The 21,103-nt window shown below is 44.8% G+C and carries 20 protein-coding genes; 13 read left to right on the top strand and 7 right to left on the bottom strand.

Features of this window, described 5'->3' with window-relative positions; translation table 11 throughout:
* Positions 1 to 222: 222 nt before the first annotated feature.
* Complete coding sequence (locus FNC98_RS13515; protein WP_144034835.1) at positions 223 to 1,734, top strand: inorganic triphosphatase; 1,512 nt, start codon at positions 223 to 225, stop codon at positions 1,732 to 1,734.
* 28 nt (positions 1,735 to 1,762) lie between these two features.
* On the opposite strand, the gene FNC98_RS13510 is transcribed toward FNC98_RS13515, so the two are convergent.
* The 5 genes from FNC98_RS13510 to FNC98_RS13490 form a co-directional block, all read right to left on the bottom strand.
* Positions 1,763 to 2,086, bottom strand: a complete 324-nt coding sequence (locus tag FNC98_RS13510) for a hypothetical protein (RefSeq protein ID WP_185967976.1) — start codon at positions 2,084 to 2,086, stop codon at positions 1,763 to 1,765.
* A 67-nt stretch (positions 2,087 to 2,153) separates the two neighbouring features.
* A complete protein-coding gene (locus FNC98_RS13505; protein WP_144034833.1) occupies positions 2,154 to 2,843 on the bottom strand; it encodes a PspA/IM30 family protein in 690 nt (229 codons plus the stop codon).
* 19 nt (positions 2,844 to 2,862) lie between these two features.
* Complete coding sequence (locus FNC98_RS13500; protein WP_144034832.1) at positions 2,863 to 3,276, bottom strand: YjfI family protein; 414 nt, start codon at positions 3,274 to 3,276, stop codon at positions 2,863 to 2,865.
* Between the two features lie 150 nt (positions 3,277 to 3,426).
* Positions 3,427 to 4,329, bottom strand: a complete 903-nt coding sequence (locus tag FNC98_RS13495; RefSeq protein ID WP_144034831.1) for a DUF350 domain-containing protein — start codon at positions 4,327 to 4,329, stop codon at positions 3,427 to 3,429.
* A 20-nt stretch (positions 4,330 to 4,349) separates the two neighbouring features.
* A complete protein-coding gene (locus FNC98_RS13490; RefSeq protein WP_144034830.1) occupies positions 4,350 to 5,126 on the bottom strand; it encodes a hypothetical protein in 777 nt (258 codons plus the stop codon).
* A 239-nt stretch (positions 5,127 to 5,365) separates the two neighbouring features.
* On the opposite strand from FNC98_RS13490, the gene glnE reads away from it, so the two are divergent.
* Complete coding sequence (glnE, locus tag FNC98_RS13485; RefSeq protein ID WP_144034829.1) at positions 5,366 to 8,233, top strand: bifunctional [glutamate--ammonia ligase]-adenylyl-L-tyrosine phosphorylase/[glutamate--ammonia-ligase] adenylyltransferase; 2,868 nt, start codon at positions 5,366 to 5,368, stop codon at positions 8,231 to 8,233.
* 14 nt (positions 8,234 to 8,247) lie between these two features.
* On the opposite strand, the gene lpxL is transcribed toward glnE, so the two are convergent.
* A complete protein-coding gene (lpxL, locus tag FNC98_RS13480) occupies positions 8,248 to 9,189 on the bottom strand; it encodes an LpxL/LpxP family Kdo(2)-lipid IV(A) lauroyl/palmitoleoyl acyltransferase (protein ID WP_144034828.1) in 942 nt (313 codons plus the stop codon).
* 141 nt (positions 9,190 to 9,330) lie between these two features.
* Between lpxL and hldE the strand changes: the two genes are divergently transcribed.
* Positions 9,331 to 10,758 (top strand): bifunctional D-glycero-beta-D-manno-heptose-7-phosphate kinase/D-glycero-beta-D-manno-heptose 1-phosphate adenylyltransferase HldE, encoded by a 1,428-nt coding sequence (gene hldE / locus FNC98_RS13475; RefSeq protein ID WP_144034827.1) that lies wholly within the window; start codon positions 9,331 to 9,333, stop codon positions 10,756 to 10,758.
* A 406-nt stretch (positions 10,759 to 11,164) separates the two neighbouring features.
* On the opposite strand, the gene tolC is transcribed toward hldE, so the two are convergent.
* The gene (gene tolC, locus FNC98_RS13470) at positions 11,165 to 12,586 is read right to left on the bottom strand and encodes an outer membrane channel protein TolC (RefSeq protein WP_144034826.1); all 1,422 of its coding nucleotides are present in this window, start codon (positions 12,584 to 12,586) and stop codon (positions 11,165 to 11,167) included.
* Positions 12,587 to 12,736: 150 nt separating this feature from the next.
* Here tolC and FNC98_RS13465 point away from each other — a divergent pair, with 150 nt between their 5' ends.
* The 10 genes from FNC98_RS13465 (at position 12,737) to FNC98_RS13420 (ending at position 21,088) form a co-directional block, all read left to right on the top strand.
* A complete protein-coding gene (locus tag FNC98_RS13465; protein WP_144034825.1) occupies positions 12,737 to 13,366 on the top strand; it encodes an NUDIX domain-containing protein in 630 nt (209 codons plus the stop codon).
* A gap of 21 nt (positions 13,367 to 13,387) precedes the next feature.
* Positions 13,388 to 13,837 (top strand): DUF1249 domain-containing protein, encoded by a 450-nt coding sequence (locus FNC98_RS13460; RefSeq protein WP_185967975.1) that lies wholly within the window; start codon positions 13,388 to 13,390, stop codon positions 13,835 to 13,837.
* A 19-nt stretch (positions 13,838 to 13,856) separates the two neighbouring features.
* Positions 13,857 to 14,624 (top strand): metallophosphoesterase, encoded by a 768-nt coding sequence (locus FNC98_RS13455; RefSeq protein ID WP_185967974.1) that lies wholly within the window; start codon positions 13,857 to 13,859, stop codon positions 14,622 to 14,624.
* A 34-nt stretch (positions 14,625 to 14,658) separates the two neighbouring features.
* On the top strand, positions 14,659 to 15,288 hold the full coding sequence (locus FNC98_RS13450; protein WP_260680362.1) for a YqiA/YcfP family alpha/beta fold hydrolase: 630 nt from the start codon (positions 14,659 to 14,661) through the stop codon (positions 15,286 to 15,288).
* Positions 15,285 to 17,171 (top strand): DNA topoisomerase IV subunit B, encoded by a 1,887-nt coding sequence (parE, locus tag FNC98_RS13445; RefSeq protein ID WP_144034821.1) that lies wholly within the window; start codon positions 15,285 to 15,287, stop codon positions 17,169 to 17,171. Before FNC98_RS13450 ends, parE begins: the two co-directional genes overlap by 4 nt.
* A gap of 33 nt (positions 17,172 to 17,204) precedes the next feature.
* Complete coding sequence (locus tag FNC98_RS13440; protein ID WP_144034820.1) at positions 17,205 to 17,756, top strand: YSC84-related protein; 552 nt, start codon at positions 17,205 to 17,207, stop codon at positions 17,754 to 17,756.
* Between the two features lie 221 nt (positions 17,757 to 17,977).
* Positions 17,978 to 18,316, top strand: coding sequence for an ArsR/SmtB family transcription factor (locus tag FNC98_RS13435; protein WP_144034819.1), 339 nt, complete (start codon positions 17,978 to 17,980; stop codon positions 18,314 to 18,316).
* Between the two features lie 32 nt (positions 18,317 to 18,348).
* On the top strand, positions 18,349 to 19,353 hold the full coding sequence (locus FNC98_RS13430) for an ArsJ-associated glyceraldehyde-3-phosphate dehydrogenase (protein ID WP_144034818.1): 1,005 nt from the start codon (positions 18,349 to 18,351) through the stop codon (positions 19,351 to 19,353).
* A 16-nt stretch (positions 19,354 to 19,369) separates the two neighbouring features.
* Positions 19,370 to 20,635 carry an organoarsenical effux MFS transporter ArsJ gene (arsJ, locus tag FNC98_RS13425; RefSeq protein WP_144034817.1) on the top strand — a complete coding sequence of 422 codons (1,266 nt, stop codon included), beginning with the start codon at positions 19,370 to 19,372 and terminating at the stop codon, positions 20,633 to 20,635.
* Positions 20,636 to 20,647: 12 nt separating this feature from the next.
* Entirely contained in the window at positions 20,648 to 21,088 is a 441-nt protein-coding gene (locus FNC98_RS13420; protein WP_221932889.1) for a VOC family protein, read from the top strand.
* Positions 21,089 to 21,103: the final 15 nt, after the last annotated feature.

Below are 21,103 nucleotides of genomic sequence, written 5' to 3'. Positions count from 1 at the left end.
GGTTTAAGGTGTAAAGATATTAGGTGTTTGTGACTGTTAAGGCAAGCAGTACAAAAGTAAAAAAGTGTAATTTAATGGTCACCAATTTGTAGAGCAATATGTTAATAGTATGTTGTTTTCGCGTACATTTTCAAAAAAGTGCAATTTTGTTTGCCTACATCTTTGAGCTTTTGTAAGGTTATATAGTTTATTGTTTAAAAATGAGGCAGAACGTTCCAAAAGATGGACACTGAGATAGAACTCAAATATCTGATTTGTGATGATCTTGAGAATACCCAACTGATTCAAAAGCTTTCCAATCTGCTCAATGAGTTAGATGCCAATACAAGTCATAAGCAGAAGTACCTCAACAACATATATTTCGATACGGCGGACAAAGCCTTACGGCACCTGGATATCGGCCTGCGAATTCGCCGCAACCAAGATGGTGAATCGGAACAGACGATAAAGACATCAGGTACTGTCGTTGCAGGACTGCATCAACGGCCGGAATATAACTTACCTGTCGACGGAAGCTTTCCGACCCTTAATCAATTCCCTGAACATATCTGGCCTCAAGGTGAAGATATTGAACAACTTCAGTCGGCATTAATGCCTATTTTTAGCACCGATTTTACGCGTCATGCCTGGCATATCGTATTTGCTGATGGTAGCGAGGTAGAACTGGCGTTAGATGTTGGTGAGATTAGTGCAAACGGCGCATTCGAAGCAATCAAGGAAATTGAAATCGAGTTGCTAAAGGGAGACAAGGCCCACCTTTTCTCTTTGGCAGAGCGCTTGTTCTCGCAGATGCAGCTAAGGCCAGGGCAGAGCAGTAAAGCCGCCCGAGGTTATGGTCTGGCGTTCGGTCAGGAAGCCATTATCCCAAGTTTTCACAGCGCCGTTATTCAGCTGTCGCCATCATTAACCATTATTGAATCGTTTATTAGCGGCTTCTCTCAGGCGTTAACGTTGAAACAGCAACTTGTCGCCGCCTATATCAAAGAACCCAAGCTAGAGCTTATTAAGCAAATTGCCGATGTGCTGGCGTTGTCGCGTCATGGTCTGTGGTTATATGAGAGTTATTTACCGCAAGTTCAGGCACAGGATCTGCGCAGCCAATTTGGTGAGGTGATGCAGGACTTAACCTGGGTGGAAAGCGCTTTACAACTTCAGGAATTAACGACAGTAACCGGTAATTACCGCAAAAAGATTGAATATAGCCAGAACCTACTGAGTGAGTTAAAAGGTAAAATGCAGCACTTCCCAAGTGACGCAGAGATGCAGGCATATTTTACTTCGGCAAAATTTAATCAGCTGCAGTTATCGCAATTGGCTCTGGTTATGGCACTGAGTGAGAGTGAGGATAGCACCGTAAACTTGTTAAGTTTTGCCAGTGAGTGGCTCGATGATGGTCTGGTGCGATTACAGGAAGCGATTTCTTTGGAACAAAGCATGCAGGAGAGGCAGTACTTGCAAAGCCATGCCTTATTGATTCGTAGTTTACTGACTGGTTATTGGTTTGGTCAGTTGTTTGCAGGGGAAGAGCGCAGTCACTTTCGTCGTCCCTGGTTAGATATGCATTCCGGCATTGATGAGCTAGAGAATCTTTGTTTGTTGCGTGCAACCTTGCAACAACAAAAGGAACTACCGAAAAAGCTAGTTAACTGGCTTGAGAATAAAGTAGATAATTTGATTCAGGCTTTGGAACACTGTCGCCAGGTTGCCTTAACGATTCCTCCATACTGGCACTAGCGATCATATCTTCTTCGGCCTTTGTTGTTTACTTGTCCTCGACAAAGGCCACTAACTCGTCCATCAGTTTGCGCTTTATTTCCAATTGATCATCGGCGTCAAGATTATATTTCTCGGCAAGAATTTGATAATCCTGAGGGTTTAGAGAAACCGTAAGGCGCGGTCTTTTGGGACGTTTGTTGACAGGCAGGCCTAGTATCAGGCGGATTTGATCAGAAGGGCTAAGGCCGGCATCGACCGCGGTTTTGCGAATAGTCTTTTGAACCTTTTCGTCCATATCAAAGGCGACTTGCACCGCTTTTAACGCTTTTACATTAGATTGCCACTTTTGCGGTATTTTACGTTCGCTCATAATATCCTTTCATGCTCGACTATGGACAATAAAAAAGGGCGCTGGAAACCCAGCACCCTAAGGTGTTTTAAGACTGCTTTGCTTTGATTCTATCAAGAACCGAAGACGCATCTTTATCTGCTTTACCAATGCCCGCAGCTTTCAGTTGCGATTGCAATGATGCATCAGAATCTTCTGACTCAAGCAATTCTGCTGCTTTCATCTGGTCATCAAATTTCTGCTGCTTAGCTTTAATGCGCTCCAAAGAGTCTTTGGCGTTGAGCAATTTAGAATTGCTCGATGAAAAGTTGTCGGTAATTGCTGACGTGGCTTTTTGCACGTTCTCAGTGGTTTTCACCATGGATAACTGACGCTTGAATTCTGCTACCTGACGTTCACTTTTCTTAACCAGCTCTTTTAAGCGGTCAACGTTAGTGGAGAAGCTATCCAACGCTTGCTGTTGCGTTTCCTGTTCGTTTTCCATGCCGGCAATTTTCTCGGCAACCTGCAATGCTAATGCTTCATTTTCCTGAGCCAGGGCCTGCTGTGCGTAGCCTTCATGCTCGGCAATATCACGTTTGATGCGCTCGACTTCGCGAGTCGCTGACATTTGCTGCGCCATTACGCTGGTCAAATCACGTTTAGCTTTGGTTAAGTGATTTTGTGCATCACGAATTTCTTGTTCAAAGATTCGAGTGGCGTTGGCATCAACAATGCTCTCGCCCATTTCACTGGCGCCACCACGAATTGCGGTCATAATTTTCTTAAAAATACTCATCTTCGTCTTTCCTTGCCGGTTAAATTAAAAACTCGCTCATGTCATCAATTACTTCGAGGGCATTGTTACTCAAAACAGCCAGCTCATGTTCGATATCGTCAAAGCTTGAATTGATCGATAGAGCGCCAAAAATGGCATACTTGTCGCCGATTTTAGAAAAAGAGGAAAGTGGCATTGGAATGCTCATTTCCAGCATAGCTTCCAGCATGGCAACACGTTTTTCCTTAACGATTTCCTGTTCACCCCACAGGTAGGTAATACAAATAATTTGATCATCGGTTACCGAAAGGAATACCGGTAACTCTTCTCTTCCCTGCACACTGATCTGCAAAACATCGACGTCACCAGAAATCGGCTGACAGTCAAAAACCATCCCTGTACTGGTATCGTCAGCCAGTTCATTCAAGTGAGCTGCAATGCTGTGAATATTCATAATCATCCTCTTAAAAGTGATAGTTAACCTTATTATCTTGTCGTTAACTACATCCGTGACATAATATGTCGATAGCTACACCTTAGCATCTAGACATAATATGTCAATCGGTTTTTTGGTAATTTTTCAAACTCAAAGTTGATTTGTAGGTTAAGCCAGCAATGTAGTTATCATTAGAGCGATACCAATACTGATCGCCATTTCAATGCTGGCGACACCAATATTGTGCTGATGATCGACTTCGGCGGCGAGATCAATGCCCCTTAGTATGATGGCTTTGGCGATAGTAGTAAGTACCCACATGGACAAGGTCATCAAAAATCCGAAGATTAACCAGCCAATCAGGTTCTGCACTATGGTGTCTGGGTGGTATTCAAGAAAGTAGCTGGCGGCCGTTACTGCAAGCGCCGCGGAAATTATTTGACCACTGTAGCGCAGTGCCAGGGCAATTTGCCCTTCGGCAAAGGCAGCTTGCATAGAATCCAGTTGATTGTGTTTGGCGAAGTGGCGTTCTCGAATTCGGGTTACCATGGTTAACAGGCTTTGAGCGACGGCAAAAGCGCTGATCATGGCAATGATGGCAAAGGCATTTAAACCTTCAACCCACAACAACATCTCCCGAATGATAATCGCCGTGGCAATGACCGATGCAGCGTCAACGATACCCATGGTAATGTTCTTGTTTTTGATTTGTTCCTGCTTATCAACCAGATGCAATGCCCAGCGGTCATGGACAGAGCGGCCCAGATATAGAAGCACCAATCCGAGTAGACCATAGCTAAACATATTCACTAATTCGCTACCCATACCGGCATTATATTTAGGAGTTATGGCGCCAGTTAAGACGATGCCAAGACCGCCAATTGATCCTGCCATACTGATACCAAAGGCAAAATTATCGACTTTCGATAATTCCTTAGTTGTGCTCAACCCTAACGACCAGCCGTACAAATAGCGCATCAACGCGAGTAGCATAATAGCAATGATAATTTCAGCGGCGAGAATCATCAGCACCTGACTGTCGATGTGACCAAAAGAAAAGATTTTTTCCATAATGTTAAGTAGTTATTACTTTATTCCCGATGATATGTACCTTTTAACACTAAACTGACCGCAGATAAATCGTTATCGCCTCTACGTTGTTCAGCGAATGCGCCATCCTCACCCAACAACAACTCAGCTTGTTGCTGTTCAGCCCTGATAAATACCGAAGTCATTAACGCCCGACCAATATCTGCGTAAAAACTGTAATCGCGATTTTTTGCCCAATCACGGTAAGAGATAGATGCGGGTGTAATGCTTTTTGCAAGCATTTTACTGTGCTCAAACCATTGCCACTGATACTGATTCTTGCCAGCTTGTTGCCAACTACCAAAACCGGGATGACCGATTAGTAGGGCAGCGTAGCCAAAATCCTGCGCCTGATTTTCTGCCAGGGTTTGCGGTTTGCTATCGGCATTAATCCTGTCTAATTCGCCAGCGGATAAATCGGCGAGCACATTTAATGGGTCACTCAGGGCATCGGAAAAAAATTTCGGGTCCGCTGCCTGATAAATATCGAGCAATTCCTGATAACGAACTTCCTGCGACGGAAACAGATGAGATCGGTCGGTTACGGTTTGCAATCTCTGCACAAGCACCTGGTAAATCTGACCCTGAGCACTAGCGTTTAACCGCAGCAGCTCGATCAATTGTTGATGTTGTGAATCATTCTTCAACAGTTTTTTAGCATAGCTTTCGATGTGGCGGGCATTGTCGATTTGGTTGTTATCTAAATCGCTTTTGAGCTCAGCCAGGCGTCGCTCGGTGAGAGGCAGTTTATGGTCGATTTGTTCTTCGACAGGGTCCATACATCCGCTAAGAACAAACGTAACGATGAGTAAAAGAAAGCGAAATAGTCTCATTAGTCTGCGCAAATTACTGGTAAACTGTTAAATTAATGTGAATTATCTCAGGTCTATTGGCACCTGAGATAATCATCGATAACTCAGCGATAACGTGTTGGTTTTACACCGTCAAAATAAACTTTGACGATAATAGTATGGCTCAAGGTTGGTAAAAACCAACAGAACCAGAAAAGGATAGGGTAGTGTCAAATTCTGAAGTTTTTCGAACCGTCTATATGCAGGAACAGCAACAATTATTTTGGAGTCACTGCCAGAATGCGTTTGCACCATACCTGCCAGAGCTTTCCGCCGAGCAATTAACCCATTTGCAACGCAGTATCAGCTTATCTGATTTTGTACGGGAAACCCTGGTTTCAACTCCACAATTGTTGCCACAAGTGTTTGCCGAGCCTCTGGAACATGAGTTTTCCGCGCTGGAACTTACCCAACAGTTACAATCCTTGTTACATGATTGCCAGGAAGAAGAGCAGTTACACCGGATATTAAGACAGTTTCGCAATCGTTATATGGTGCGATTTGCAATCAATGACTTTTGTTCGGCGTTGCCCATACAGATCAGTCTTCGACACTTAACAGATTTAGCGGAAGTGTTAATCACCCAAGCGTTACAATGGCTGACGGAATATTGTCAGCAGCGTTGGGGGCAGCCGGTTGATGCCGAAGGTAATATCCAACCGCTGTTGGTTTATGGGATGGGAAAGCTCGGTGGTGGTGAACTCAACTTCTCGTCAGATATCGACCTTATTTTCGCCTACCCTCACAGTGGGGAAACCCAGGGGGCTCGCAAAAGTATCGATAACCAGCAGTTTTTTACTCGATTAGGGCAAAAGTTAATTGCCGCGTTAAACCAGGTTACGGTGGATGGATTTGTTTATCGTGTCGATATGCGATTGCGTCCATTTGGCGAAAGCGGTCCTCTGGTACTGAGCTTTTCGGCACTGGAAAACTATTACCAGGATCAGGGGCGTGACTGGGAACGCTACGCCATGTTAAAGGCCAGATTGATTGGCAATACTGAATACAATAAGCGTTTGTCATCGATGCTAAGACCGTTTGTATATCGCCGCTATATCGATTTTTCGGTGATTGAAAGCTTTCGTAAAATGAAGCTGATGATAGCCCAGGAAGCACGCCGCAAATCGGTTCAGAACAATATTAAACTGGGCCAGGGCGGGATCCGTGAAATTGAGTTTATTGTTCAGGTTTTTCAGTTAATTCGAGGCGGTCGCAATCCCGAATTGCAGGAACGTAATATTTATAAAGCCCTGGATTTGCTGACCGACCATGGTTCTATTAACCCTGAAACCCGGCAAACCTTGCTTAACTCATACAATTTCTTACGTCGCAGTGAAAATGCGATTCAGGCCTTTGCCGATAAACAGACGCAATTATTGCCTCAGGATGAGTTAAATCGCACCCGGCTGATGGAAATGATGGGGGGAGATAGTTGGGAGGACTATCACCAACAATGCCGTCAGCATATGGCACAGGTACATCACGAATTTAATCTACTGATTGGTGAAGATAATCCCAATGAATTGCCTTTGAGTGATAAGTGGGTAACCTACTGGCTGGCGAACTGGGAACAGGATGAATCGATCAGCTGGCTTGAAAACCTGCAGCCGCAGTGGCCAGCAGACGACATCCACCAGACCCTGGTAAATTTTAAGAAAGACATTCATAAACGCCCTATTGGTCGTCGAGGGCAGATCATTCTCGATAAACTTATTCCGTTATTGCTGAGCTTAATCGATAAAGAATCACCACTAATCACCCTAAACCGGTGTCTGCATGTATTACTGAAAATCGTTAGCCGCACCGCGTATCTTGAATTACTTTATGAAAATCAGGGCGCCCTGAAGCAGCTAATTAAGCTCTGCCGGGAAAGCGAATGGATCAGTGAAACCCTGGCCAAGTTCCCAATATTGCTGGACGAGCTAATCGATCCGAAATTATTGATGTCTTTGCCTGAACTTGAAGACTATCAGACGCTGTTAAGAGAGAGCCTGTTGCGGGTACCAAATGACGATTTGGAAGAACAAATGGAAACCCTGCGACGATTTAAACAGTCGCATCAATTGAAAATCGCTGCGGCGGATGTCAGTGATGTGTTGCCAGTGATGAAGGTCAGTGATCAATTAACCGGATTAGCTCAGGGTATAGTGGCGGAAGTGATAGATTTGGCCTGGCAACAAATGTGTGCCCGCTATGGCCAACCCGCTCATACCTTAGGAACCGATAACAAAGGCTTTGCGGTGTTAGGTTATGGCAAACTTGGCGGCATTGAGCTGGGTTACAGTTCAGATTTAGATATGGTGTTTGTCCATAACTGCGAACCTAATGATATGACTACCGGTGATAAGCAGGTGCCAGCCAGTCAGTTTTATTTGAAAATGGCGCAACGGATCTTACATCTATTCAATACCCGAACGGCGAGCGGTACCTTGTATGAAGCCGATATGCGATTACGACCCTCGGGTAATTCCGGGCTTATGGTTGTACACATCAATACCTACCATCAATATCTGAAAAAAGACGCCTGGACCTGGGAACATCAGGCGCTTGTTCGCGCCAGAGCGGTAGCCGGGGATAGTGATTTAGTCAGCCAATTTAGCCTGATCCGCAAGGATATTTTAAGCAGCAATCGTGAACGCACCAAGTTACGTGGCGACGTGATTAATATGCGTGAGAAAATGCGGAAACACCTGGATAAAAGCGACGCCAATTTATTTGACATCAAACAAGGCGAGGGTGGTTTAGCGGATATCGAATTTATGGCGCAGTATTTTGTTCTCAGCTTTAGCCACGAGCATGAATCCTTGGGTGAGTATTCCGATAATGTGCGCATATTTGAGCGCCTTGGAGAATTTGGCCTGATCGAAGCGCAAACTGCCAAACAGCTGGCTTCGTCATATTGCGCGCTTCGGGATTTAGGGCATGAGCTGGTATTGCAAAACCGGCCGAAGATGTCTGACCGGGGTTTAATTGAATCTCATACCGAGTTAGTCTGGCGCTGCTGGAGCAATTATTTACTCAATGCCGAAGAGTAAATCATCGGCATCCTTTATTTTTTATAGAAAGGTTCCGCATCTGGATCCGGGCGGGTCTTGAATCGGCGGTGTAACCACATGTATTGTTCCGGGTTGGCGGCAATGGCTTTTTCAAGCTCCTGATTAATTTTCGTCAGATCCTGAATATCGTCGCCACTTGGTATCTCTTCGAACACCGGTTTGATTTCCACCAGGTATTGGCCGGTCTTATCGTCACGACTCGGATCAACCAACAGGGTTTTGACATTGTCCTGCTTAGCAAAAATCATCGTACCTGTGGTGGTTGCCGTATCTGGTACATTAAAGAACGGGATAAATACCGAACGATTCCTGCCATAGTCCTGATCCGGTAAATAAATACAGCTTTCCTGGTCATGTAAGGCGGAAATTAAGCCTTTCACATCCCGTTTGCCCAGCATGTATTTATTCGAACGACCACGGCCTTTGTACTGGAAATATTCCATTAATGGATTATTGTGTGGACGGTAAAACACCACGCTTTTGTTATGCAGCCCAAAGCCTCGACAATGTAACTCTAACGCCAGGTTATGGAACGCCAGTAATAATACGCCCTGGCCATTTTCCTGTGCCTGTTTGATATGCTCCAGACCTTTAAGGGTGAACTTACGTTTTACACGCCAGTCTGGCCACCACCAGCCCATGCCGGTTTCTAACAGGGCGATACCGGTATTTTCAAAGTTTTTACGAATGAGTTTGGCTCGATCTGCTTCGTTAAGATGTGGAAAACACACTTCAATATTCTTCTCAGCAACACGCTGTCGCGAACCACCGATTTTTTGCAGTAAGCGACCAATTCCGCGCCCCAGGTGGAATTGCACCCGATAAGGAAGAAGGGAAATGGTGAACAGAACAAGAACCCCAAGCCAGGTGAACCAATATTTAGGTAGCAGGAAACTGGTTTTGAATTTGGTTTGTAATACTTTGTTTTTACTCAAGGCAACGTCAACTCATGAAAAAGCTTATGGTACACTATACCGATATTTCGTCATTAACGAGCACCTACCAGTTGCTTAATGCAATGCCCAGGACCCTGTTAACGGCACAATTGTGAAATTATATCCAAAACGGAAAGCGGTATGAAAGTAGATATTCCAAATTTTAGCGATGCCCGAGTTATGGTCGTCGGCGATATTATGCTCGATCGATACTGGTTAGGACCAACATCACGGATCTCTCCGGAAGCGCCAGTTCCTGTCGTTAAAATTGATAATAATGAGGACCGCCCGGGTGGCGCGGCAAACGTTGCTTTGAATATTGCCAGCTTAGGTGGCCAGGTAACGTTATCGGGGATAACCGGTGAAGATGAGGCCAGCGATGCTCTCGATTCGTCGCTTTCGTCTTTAGATGTTATTTGTCAGTTCACCCGCTACCCGGATATCCCGACCATTACCAAACTTAGGGTGATGAGTCGTAATCAACAGCTGATTCGTCTGGATTTTGAAGACTCTTTAGATGATTTAGACAAGCAGGACTTATATCGTCAGGTAGAGCAACACATCGACCAACACCATCTGTTGTTATTGTCGGACTATGCTAAGGGAACATTGAGTGAAGTTCAAAATCTTATCCGCCTGGCGAAATCACATAATGTGCCGGTACTTGTCGACCCCAAAGGTGACGATTTTAGCAAGTATCGTGGCGCTGATTTGATTACCCCGAACATGTCAGAATTCGAAGCAGTTGTAGGCCCTTGTAAGGACGAGCAGGATATCCTCGATAAGGGGCAGAAACTGCTGGCAGAGCTTGAATTAAAAGCCTTGTTAGTTACTCGTTCTGAGCATGGTATGACACTGATTCGTGCCAATGAAGAAGAGTTGCATTTACCTACTCATGCCAAAGAAGTATTTGATGTTACCGGTGCTGGCGATACGGTTATTGCCACCCTGGCATTAGCGATTGCCGCTGGTTCTTCGTTTGGTCAGGCAAGTGCGCTTGCCAATATCGCCGCCGGCATTGTTGTTGGCAAGCTAGGTACATCGACGGTCAGTGAAGTGGAAATTGCTCAGGCGATTCGCTCTGGTCAGGAAAGTGGTTCTGGTGTGGTAACCGAGCAACAATTGAAACTCATCATGGAGCAGGCCCGCGATCGTGGTGAAAAGATTGTGATGACCAATGGTTGTTTCGACATTCTTCATGCTGGCCATGTGTCTTACCTGACCCATGCAAGCGATCTTGGCGATCGCTTAATTGTCGCCGTTAATGACGATGATTCGGTTAAACGATTAAAAGGTACTGGTCGTCCGATCAATCCGGTTGATCGTCGTATGGCAGTACTTGCAGGCCTTGGCGCCGTCGATTGGGTGGTTAGCTTTTCTGAAGACACACCACAGCGATTAATTTCCGGCTTATTACCCGATATTTTGGTTAAAGGCGGCGATTACAAAGTCGAAGACATTGCCGGTGGCAAAGAAGTGATCGCCAACGGTGGTGAAGTTCAGGTGTTAAATTTCGAAGATGGTATTTCCACCACTGAGATTATTAACACGATTCGCTTAGAAGATTAACGCGAATCTTAGAGGGAAACTTCGTAGAGGGATAAAACATTCTCGTTGTGATGTTTTGGGTGGAGTCAAAACTTAATCGTTTTGATGGTGGAGAAAATGCTCTTCAAATCGCATTTTGGTAGTTAGAATTTAGCTTTCATCGATATGTCCATCATCTCGACTCCACCGAAAATTGCTTCATGCATTTTCGGCATACTGATCATCCCTGATCATAACCATCAAAATAATCTCTATTTTATCTGTGATGTTTGATAGTGAGAATTTAGCTTTCATCGAGATGTCTATCATCTCGACTCCACCTTTTCAATTTTATTGAAACTCCACCTTCAAAATTCTGTACATTTTGATTCCCTCTGCGTAGCTTCCCTCTAAAACAAAAAAGCCCGCAAAGCGGGCTTTTTTCGGTTTAGACGTTATCCGGATCAATAGGTCTTGCCTCTTGCAAACCAGCATTGATGGTATTGATGTCTTCTTCGGTAATGGTACCGGCTGCTTCTTTTAGCAGTAACATATTGATGATGTACTGATAGCGGGTGGTAGAAAGGTTACGCTTGGCGTTGTACAAATTACGAGTACTATCTAATACGTCGACGATGGTACGGGTACCTACTTCAAAACCGGCTTCTGTTGCTTTCAATGCACTTTCAGCTGAAATTACCGATTGTTCAAATGCTTTCACACCTGAGATGGTAGCAACGATGGTGTTATATGCACTACGTGATTCACGTACAACCGCGCGGTAAGTAATTTGCAGGTCCTGATTGGCAGAAACATACAGGTGTTTCGCTTCATCTACTTCAGCGCTGGTGCGAAGACCAGAGAAGATAGGAACGTTTAATTGCACGCCAATTGAATTCGTATCCGTTTCACTACCACTTAGGGTCTGTCCTGTTGAGATATCGGTGCCCGGGAATACGGTTGGATCATTATCTTGATCCGTTGAAGAGAATCCGTAGCTTCCTGACAAGCTCAACGTTGGTAAGTGACCAGAAAAAGCTAAATCGATGTTTTCTTTAGCGATATCAACAGCAACTTTTTGATTGATTAGCTGTAGGTTTTTCGCTTCAGCTAATTGTTGCCAGCTATCGGCAGAACCAGGGGTTGGCATAACCGCACTGAAACGCTCAGTATTGAGGGTATCCAATTCACGTGGGTACTTACCGGTAATCTCACGAAGGATTTCTTCCGCCTGATAAACCGCATTTTGCGCACGAATTTCTTCAGCTACGGAGTTATCGTATTGGGCTTGTGCTTCGTGCACATCGGTAATTGCTGTCAAACCAACAGAGAAACGCTGCTTAGTTTGCTCTAATTGACGCTCAATCGCATTTTTCTCTGCAATTGCGAATTCTAAACCATCTTGCGCTGCCAATACATCAAAGTATGCGGTAGTCACTCGAGTGATGAGTTGTTGTTTGGCAAACTGGTAGTTCAGGTCAAACTGGTGCGCGGCTTTTTTTGATGTTTCTAAGGTTATCCAGCTGTTGTGATGATAAAGCTGCATACTAAGGCTCAAGCCATAATCGAATACATCTCGATCTGTGGTAACTCGAAACTCTTCTTCAACACCAGCAATGGTGGATAAAATTGACGGACTTTCTTGTGAACTTGATGTGTAACCAGCCGAGCCATTAACTTGAGGCAATAATACGGAGCGAGCCTGAGTAATGCGCTCTTCACTGGCCAAGTATTGTGCTTTTGCTTTCTGAACAGTTGGATCATTGGCTAATGCCAACTGATAAATTTCCTTTAAATCTTCGGCAGCGACAACGGAGCTCGTACACGCCAGCACCACGCCGACAAATAAAGAATTCAGTTTATTTGTCATGAGTTTTTCCTGTTAATACTCAAACTTTAGTTATTTTCAGCCATTGTATCGATTAATAATGGTATGCTGAAGAGATATTAGTCTCACTTATCGACTAAAGTGTAACAGAATTTATTTCTAAAGCCTTGTATTGATTAATAAGTATCCACTATGAGTTCAGATAATCACGATAACACTACAAATCCGGCGAAAGTTCAGGTAAATGACAAGAAGACTGTATTTCAGGGCTTTTTCCGGGTAGATGAGTGGCATATCCAACATGAGTTATTTGCTGGCGGTATGTCCGGGGAATTTACCCGGGAAATTTTTGAGCGCGGTGATGCGGCGATTTTGCTGCCTTATGATGTCAAACAGGATAAGGTATTACTGGTGGAGCAATTTCGTGCCGGGGCGGTTCGCGAGAACCAACAAGCCTGGTTACTCGAGCCAGTTGCCGGCATGATTGAAGAAGGTGAAACCCCAGAGTCGGTGGCAATCAGAGAAGCCGAAGAGGAATCTGGGTTAGATCTAACACCGGAAAACCTCATCTACATCATGGAGTACTTTTCCAGTCCGGGTGGCACCAGCGAGAAGTTGTATCTGTATCTGGGGCTTTGTTCTTTATCCGAAGAGTTAGGCGGAAAACTTCATGGTCTTGATTATGAAAATGAGGATATTCGTACCCACGTGGTATCTCGTCAACAGGCTTTAGAATGGTTGCAACAGGGTCGTATCACCAATGCATCAACTATAATAGCCTTACAGTGGTTGGCTCTGAATTATCAAAAGTTGTCGGCGTAATGTTAACTCATGGAAAAGGTCGTGTCTCAATCGCAACGTTATCATCCTAATCTTAAACAGCTATTAAATAGCTGTGAGATCAACTATGTTTTGCTGCTTAGGTTACTAGGCGGCATTTCAGAAGTGGGTGAGCAGCGTGAATTTTCCATTGATGAACGCCATGCTTTTCAGCTTCGGGTGACGGAACAATCCAAGTACACCAATGTGGTTGAGTTCCGCCAATTGAGTGCCAGTGATAATGACTGTCAGGTCATCGGCAAATTACTGAGTAAACCTTTTATGGTGATTCGTCTTTACCATGACGCCAGAGTCGCCGAAGTGATAGAATCTGCGCAGACTCGCCGTATCAAGCCAAGATATGATTACCCTAATCAATCAATGATGCAGCCAGACGAAAAACAACAAACCCATCAATTCCTGACGGAGTGGTTGCAAACCTGCTTACGTCTGGGGCAAACTGCAGTTAAGTAAGTCGTAAAGTATTAGTACCGTGTCCATTCTCGTTTTTGCCCAGTTTAGCGATTGTCATTTATATGCCGATAAAGAAGCTATCCATTATGGTCACAATGTTTACCAGAATTTACTTGCTGTATTGAAAGATATTGAAACGAATGACGACATTCAATTTGCCGTGTTTACCGGCGATTTGAGCCAGGATCATAGCGATGAATCTTATGTGAATTTCGTTGCAGCGATAGATGAAAGTGAGATTTCAAAGCCGGTGTATTGGCTGCCAGGGAATCATGATTCTGTCGAACAGATGACGAAATTACTCAATCATCGCAATATTTATGCGGATAAGAGCTTAGAGTTTGAAGAGCTGGAATGTCTGTTCCTAAGTTCTAAGTCCGAGACACCAGCGGGTCGGGTTTCGGCAGAAGAGCTGACACGTATAGAAAATGCCGATACGCAAAAATCGACGCTGATATTTATGCATCATCATCCGCGACCGGTTGGTTATTTTATTGACCGTCATGGTTTGCAGGAAGCCGACTCTTTCTGGCATGTGGTAAATCAAAAGTCTAATATTTTGGCAATTGCCTGCGGTCACGTGCACCGGGCAATGTCTATTGAGAAAGATACATTAAATAAAGCCCCCTTATATACCTGTCCGGCAACGTCTATTCAGTTTGATCCTGAGTTTGATGGTGTCAAAGCCTTACCCTCTGGACCGGCATATCGACAGTTCAGCTTTGAAAACAAGCAATTAAAAACCAGGGTTAAGCAGTTACCGCTCGCGCCGTTATCGGTTGGTTAGTGTTTAGATGGTTCGTTTTATGAAGGATTTATCGGTGAGCAATTCACAAATATTATTTATTCACGGTTTCAATAGTTCCCCTAAGTCATTAAAGGCGGAAAAAGCCCGGGAATTTTTTCAGCGCAACTACCCGCAAATTGGTTTTCATTGCCCACAGTTGCAAAATACCCCGGTTGAAGCGATGGCGCAATTGCTGGAAATTGTCAACAGCCAGCCGGATAGCCAGTGGTATTTTATCGGCAGCTCCCTGGGCGGTTACTTTGCGACGTATCTGGCCGATAAGTTCTCGAGCAAGGCGGTATTAGTAAATCCTGCGGTAAAACCTTTTGAATTGTTGCAAGGGGTCTTAGGTGAGCACACCAACCCCTATACGGCGCAGACCTACCAGGTAACTTCAGAGCATTTACAATCCCTGCGCGAGTTCTTTGTCAGCATTAATCAGCCAGAAAATTTTTTAGTGATGGTACAAACCGGTGATGAAGTGTTAGATTATCGTCAGGCGGTGGAAAAATATAAGCAATGTCAGATGATTGTCCAACAAGGAGGCGATCACAGCTTTGTTGGTTTTGCCAATATGCTTGACGATATTGTAAACTTTTTCCAGTTCCATATGAGCAATGTAAATAACAATTCTAATAACTCAACAGCCAGATTAAGCAGATGACCGAGCAATATAATTCTGAATCAATCGAAGTATTAAGTGGTCTGGACCCGGTTCGCCGACGTCCGGGCATGTACACTGACACCAACCGTCCTAATCACCTAGGCCAGGAAGTCATCGATAACTCTGTCGATGAGGCATTGGCAGGCCATGCCAGTAACATCCAGGTAATTCTCCATGAAGACCAGTCATTAGAGGTTATCGATGATGGTCGTGGTATGCCGACTGATGTGCATCCAGAAGAGGGGGTACCGGGTGTTGAGTTAATTTTCACTAAGCTGCATGCCGGTGGTAAGTTCTCTAATAAAAACTATCAGTTCTCTGGTGGTTTGCACGGGGTAGGTATTTCTGTTGTAAATGCGCTATCAACACGAGTAGAAGTGACCGTAAAGCGAAACGCAAAAGTGTTCGAAATGGCCTTTGAAAATGGTGAAAAGGCGCAGGATCTGGTGGAAACAGGCACGGTTGGAAAGCGCAATACCGGAACCCGGGTGCGCTTTTGGCCAGATGCCGGCTACTTCGATTCTGCTAAATTTTCGGTGAATAAACTTTGTCATATTCTCAAGGCGAAAGCGGTATTGTGCCCAGGCCTGAGTATTAAATTTCATGACAAAGTGAAGAACGAAAAACATCACTGGTGTTATGAAAATGGTCTTCAGGATTATTTAAAAGACGCGGTCAATAATTGGACCAGCTTGCCGGAAGAGCCATTCATTGGTTCCTTTTCCTCACAGCATGAAGCGGTTGACTGGGCAGTTAACTGGCTTGTTGAAGGTGGTGAAACCATCGGTGAAAGTTACGTAAACCTGATCCCTACGATTCAGGGTGGTACCCATGTAAACGGCTTGCGACAAGGCCTGTTAGACTCAATGCGTGAGTTTTGTGAGTTCCGTAACCTGATTCCTCGCGGCGTTAAACTGACCCCGGATGATATCTGGGATAAGTGTTGTTTCATCCTGTCGGTGAAAATTCAGGATCCACAATTTGCCGGACAAACCAAAGAACGCTTGTCGTCAAGACAATGTTCAGCCTTTGTTTCTGGAGTGGTGAAAGATGCGTTTAGCTTGTGGTTAAACGAGCATACCGATGTAGCTGAAGCGCTCGCTGAATTTTGTATCAGCAATGCCCAACGCCGTATGCGCGCCAGTAAAAAAGTCGTTCGTAAAAAGGTCACTCAAGGTCCAGCCTTGCCAGGTAAGTTAACTGACTGTGGTTCCCAAGAGCCTGAAAGATCAGAATTATTTCTGGTAGAGGGTGATTCTGCCGGCGGAAGTGCTAAACAAGCACGGGATCGTGATTTTCAGGCTATAATGCCTTTACGAGGTAAAATTTTAAACTCCTGGGAAGTGGAATCGGGACAGATTCTGGCCTCGCAGGAGATCCACGATATTTCCGTGGCCTTGGGTATCGATCCGGACAGCTCAGATCTTTCGTCGTTGCGGTACGGCAAAATTTGTATCCTTGCCGATGCTGATTCGGATGGTTTGCATATTGCAACCTTGCTTTGTGCGTTGTTCACCCAACATTTTTTACCTCTGGTTCAGGCCGGTCATGTTTATGTGGCAATGCCGCCGTTGTATCGTATCGACGTCGGTAAAGAAGTATTTTATGCCTTGGATGAACAGGAAAAAGAAGGGATATTGGATCGGATTGAAGCTGAAAAGAAACGTGGCAAGGTTAACGTACAGCGGTTTAAAGGCTTGGGTGAAATGAATCCCTTGCAATTGCGTGAAACCACCATGGATCCGAACACACGGCGCCTGGTGCAACTAACAGTAGACGACTACGACATTACCATGGAAATCATGGATATGTTGCTCTCCAAAAAACGTGCCGGTGATCGGAAGGAATGGCTTCAGGAAAAAGGAAATTTGGTAAGCCTCTAATACACTAAATTTCGATCCTAGTGAGGCAATGTAATGAAAAAACTTCTCTGTTTAGTAGCAGTTTTTATGTTCGTCGGCTGTTCGGCCGACGGCGATACCCCTGAAGAACAGCGCGCGGCCATTCTCTCAATGAGTGAAGAAGTTGTCGCTGATGTTGAACAAGCCAGTCCAGGCGCCAAAGACGTCATCATGAAAGCACCCGGCTATGCAGTGTTTTCAAATGCTCAAGTGAATCTACTCATCGTCGCTGCGGGCACCGGTTACGGTGTTGTGCATGATAACGCCAGCGGTGAAAATACCTATATGGATATGTACGAAGCAGGCGTTGGTATTGGTTTAGGTGCCAAAGATTTCCGTGCCGTGTTTGTATTTAAAACCAAAGAAGCCATGGATAAGTTTGTGGAAGATGGCTGGGCCTTTGGTGGTGAAGCGGATGCAGCCGCAAAAGCTGGTGATAAGGGCGGCCAAGCCAGTGGTGGTGTAACCATTGGTGATATCATTATTTATCAGTTAACTGAAAATGGTCTTGCTCTCCAGGCAACCGTAAAAGGTACTAAATACGTCAAGAATGACGAGCTGAATTAGAATAGAATTGTTATCGATGAAAAAGGCAGGTTCTCCTGCCTTTTTTGTTTTTAGAGGCAAAGATAGTTGCCTCCATGGTACTGCAAATTTGATTATCTCAAGTCGATAACTTGGGAAAACTCAGAGTTTTAATAATATACGTATTTGCATATATATGATTTTTCATATATCTTGTTTTGCAATATTCGGACTATCTTTTGAGATGAAAAGAGGTTTGCCGTATGAGCCAAGATAATTTCCCCCTGGTATTTTTCAAATCCCTCGCAGACGATACGCGATTAAAAATTTTACTGCTGTTACTGAGCGAACAGGAATTATGTGTGTGTGAATTCACATCAGCACTAGACCTTTCGCAGCCAAAAATTTCCCGCCATCTGGCGCTGTTAAAGCAGCAAGGGCTAATTGCAAGCCGCCGACAAGGGCAGTGGGTGTTCTATTCCCTGGCTGATTCTTTACCCGACTGGTGCTTACAGACACTAAAACTGTGTTTTGAGCAAAATAGCAGTTACCCCGCCGAGGCACTTGCAAGTCTAACCCGCTTAGCACCCAATTGTTCTTAAATTTAAAAATGAAATGTTATTAGGAAGTTCGTATGACGATTACAGTAGGTATCAATGGCTTTGGCCGTATGGGGCGATTAGTCCTGAGAGCCGCATGGGACTGGCCGGAAATTGAATTTGTTCACATCAATGACCCGGCGGGTGATGCCGCTACCTTAGCCCACTTAATTAATTTTGACTCGGTTCATGGCCGCTGGAATAAAGAAGCATCAGCAACCGAAGCGCAAATGATTGTTGAAAATAAGGTGATTACCACCAGCCAAAATAGCACGATTGAAGATACCGATTGGTCATCTTGCGATATTGTCATTGAAGCCAGCGGTAAAATGAAAACCAAAGAAAAACTTGCTGCCTATTTGCAGCAAGGGGTAAAAAAGGTTGTGGTAACAGCGCCTGTGAAACAAGAGGGTGTCCTCGATATTGTCATGGGGGTTAACGATGATTTATACGATGCTGACAAATACGATATTGTTACCGCGGCATCTTGTACCACCAACTGCCTGGCACCTGCGGTAAAAGTTTTGCATGAAGCCATCGGCATTAGCCACGGCAGCATGACCACCATTCATGATATTACCAACACCCAAACCATTCTTGATGCGCCGCACAAAGATTTACGTCGCTCACGTGCTTGTGGCATGAGTTTGATCCCAACTACCACTGGCTCAGCCACGGCGATTACTCACATATTTCCTGAGCTTAAAGGGCGTTTAAATGGTCATGCTGTGCGCATACCACTTGCTAATGCGTCATTAACCGATTGTGCGTTTGAAATGAGTCGCGATACCGATGTTGAAGAAGTGAACCGCTTGTTTGCCGAAGCTGAACAGGGCGAATTACAAGGTATTCTTGGTTATGAGGAACGTCCACTGGTATCAATCGATTACAAGACTGATCCACGTTCTTGTATTGTCGATGCCTTGTCGACCATGGTAATCAACAAACGTCAGGTGAAACTGTACCTTTGGTACGATAACGAGTGGGGTTATGCTAACCGCACCGCCGAGCTAATGTTAAAAGTCGCGAAATCTTTATAGGTCTCTGGGTTTTCCAATGCTAGCTAAGATTCAAGCTTTACCGGATAAGGTGCGCCAGTATTTGCTGGTCACCATGAACTACTGGGCCTTTACTCTGACCGATGGCGCTCTTCGCATGTTAGTGGTTCTGCATTTTCATGAGTTGGGATACGACGCCCTGCAAATCGCCATGCTGTTCTTGTTCTATGAGTTCTTTGGTGTGGTTACTAATTTAGTCGGAGGCTGGCTTGGCGCCCGGATAGGCTTGAATCGAACCATGCAAATAGGTTTAGTGATGCAGGTTATCGCATTGCTAATGCTAACCTTGCCGTCGGAATATCTGTTTATTCCTTGGGTGATGGCGGCGCAGGCCCTGTCGGGTATCGCTAAAGATCTCAATAAAATGAGTGCCAAATCCAGCGTTAAGCTTTTGGTTTCGGCTGAGCAGCAGGGGCGTTTGTATAAGTGGGTTGCAATATTAACGGGCTCGAAAAATACTCTCAAAGGCGTTGGCTTTTTCCTTGGCGCAGTGTTGTTGTCCACCCTTGGTTTTCAATACGCGATGCTGGCGATGGCGCTGTTTTTGTTGGTGATGGCAATTATCTCAGCAATTTATTTGCAGCAGGATATCGGTAAGGCCAGCTTTAAAGCCAAATTCAAAGAAATCTTTTCCAAAAGTCAGGCGATTAACCGCTTATCGTTAGCGAGAATGTGTTTGTTTGCCGCCCGTGATGTCTGGTTTGTGGTTGCATTACCGGTTTACTTTGCCAGCCAGTCTGGCTGGGATGACTGGAGTGTTGGTGCGTTTATGGCGTGTTGGGTAATAGCCTATGGGGTGGTACAGGGTATGGCGCCAAAAATCACAGGCCGAAGTAAGCGTAATGCGGTGCAAAGCGCAACCTTCTGGGGCTGGGCACTGACAACCTTAACCTTAGTATTAACCCTGGTTTTCATTTTCTATGCGTCCGACACTCAACCTTTAACCTGGATACTGGTAGCGGGGTTAATGCTATTTGGTTTTACCTTTGCCATTAATTCCTCCTTGCACAGTTATCTAATTGTTGCCCTTGCCAAATCCGATGGCGTTTCTCTGGATGTTGGATTTTATTATATGGCCAATGCCATGGGTCGTTTAATTGGCACCCTGGCATCTGGGTATATGTATCTCAACTATGGGCTAGAAGCTTGTTTGGCGGTGGCAACCTTCTTGTTGGTGATTGCCAGTATTACGGTCAAATTAGTACCGTCTCCAGAGGCCCCTTCGCAAGAGCCACCCGAATCATCAATACATACATCAAATTAGGAAGAGAAGGTTATGTCAGCGAAAGATAAAATGTTAAAACAATCGCAAAAAAGCATCTGTCACCTGTCTTTAGGATGCAATAACCTGGAGCAGATGATTGCATTTTACACTCCACTTTTGGCGACTCTGGATATTGAAATTACTGCTGAGCACACCGATGCGATTGCATTTGGTAAAGGCTACCCAACTTTCTGGCTGCAAAATCCTTACGATGGCGGCGTGGCGACGGTGGGCAACGGTAGCCATATTGGTTTTATGGCCACCAGCAAATCTCAAGTGGATAACTTCTACCAGCAAGCACTGGCTTTAGGCGGTCAGTGTAATGGAAAACCCGGTCCGCGTAAGGACTATGGAGAAGCCTATTACGGTTGTTTTATTGTTGACCCGGAAGGGCACAAAATAGAGGCAAGCTTTTGGGATTTTGAACTTGCCGAAGCACTTAAGAATGAGTAATGATTGCCTAACTTA

The organism is Thalassotalea sp. PS06 (genome assembly GCF_007197775.1).
Lineage (GTDB): Bacteria > Pseudomonadota > Gammaproteobacteria > Enterobacterales > Alteromonadaceae > Thalassotalea_A.
This window is presented reverse-complemented; position numbering and strand designations above follow the sequence as displayed.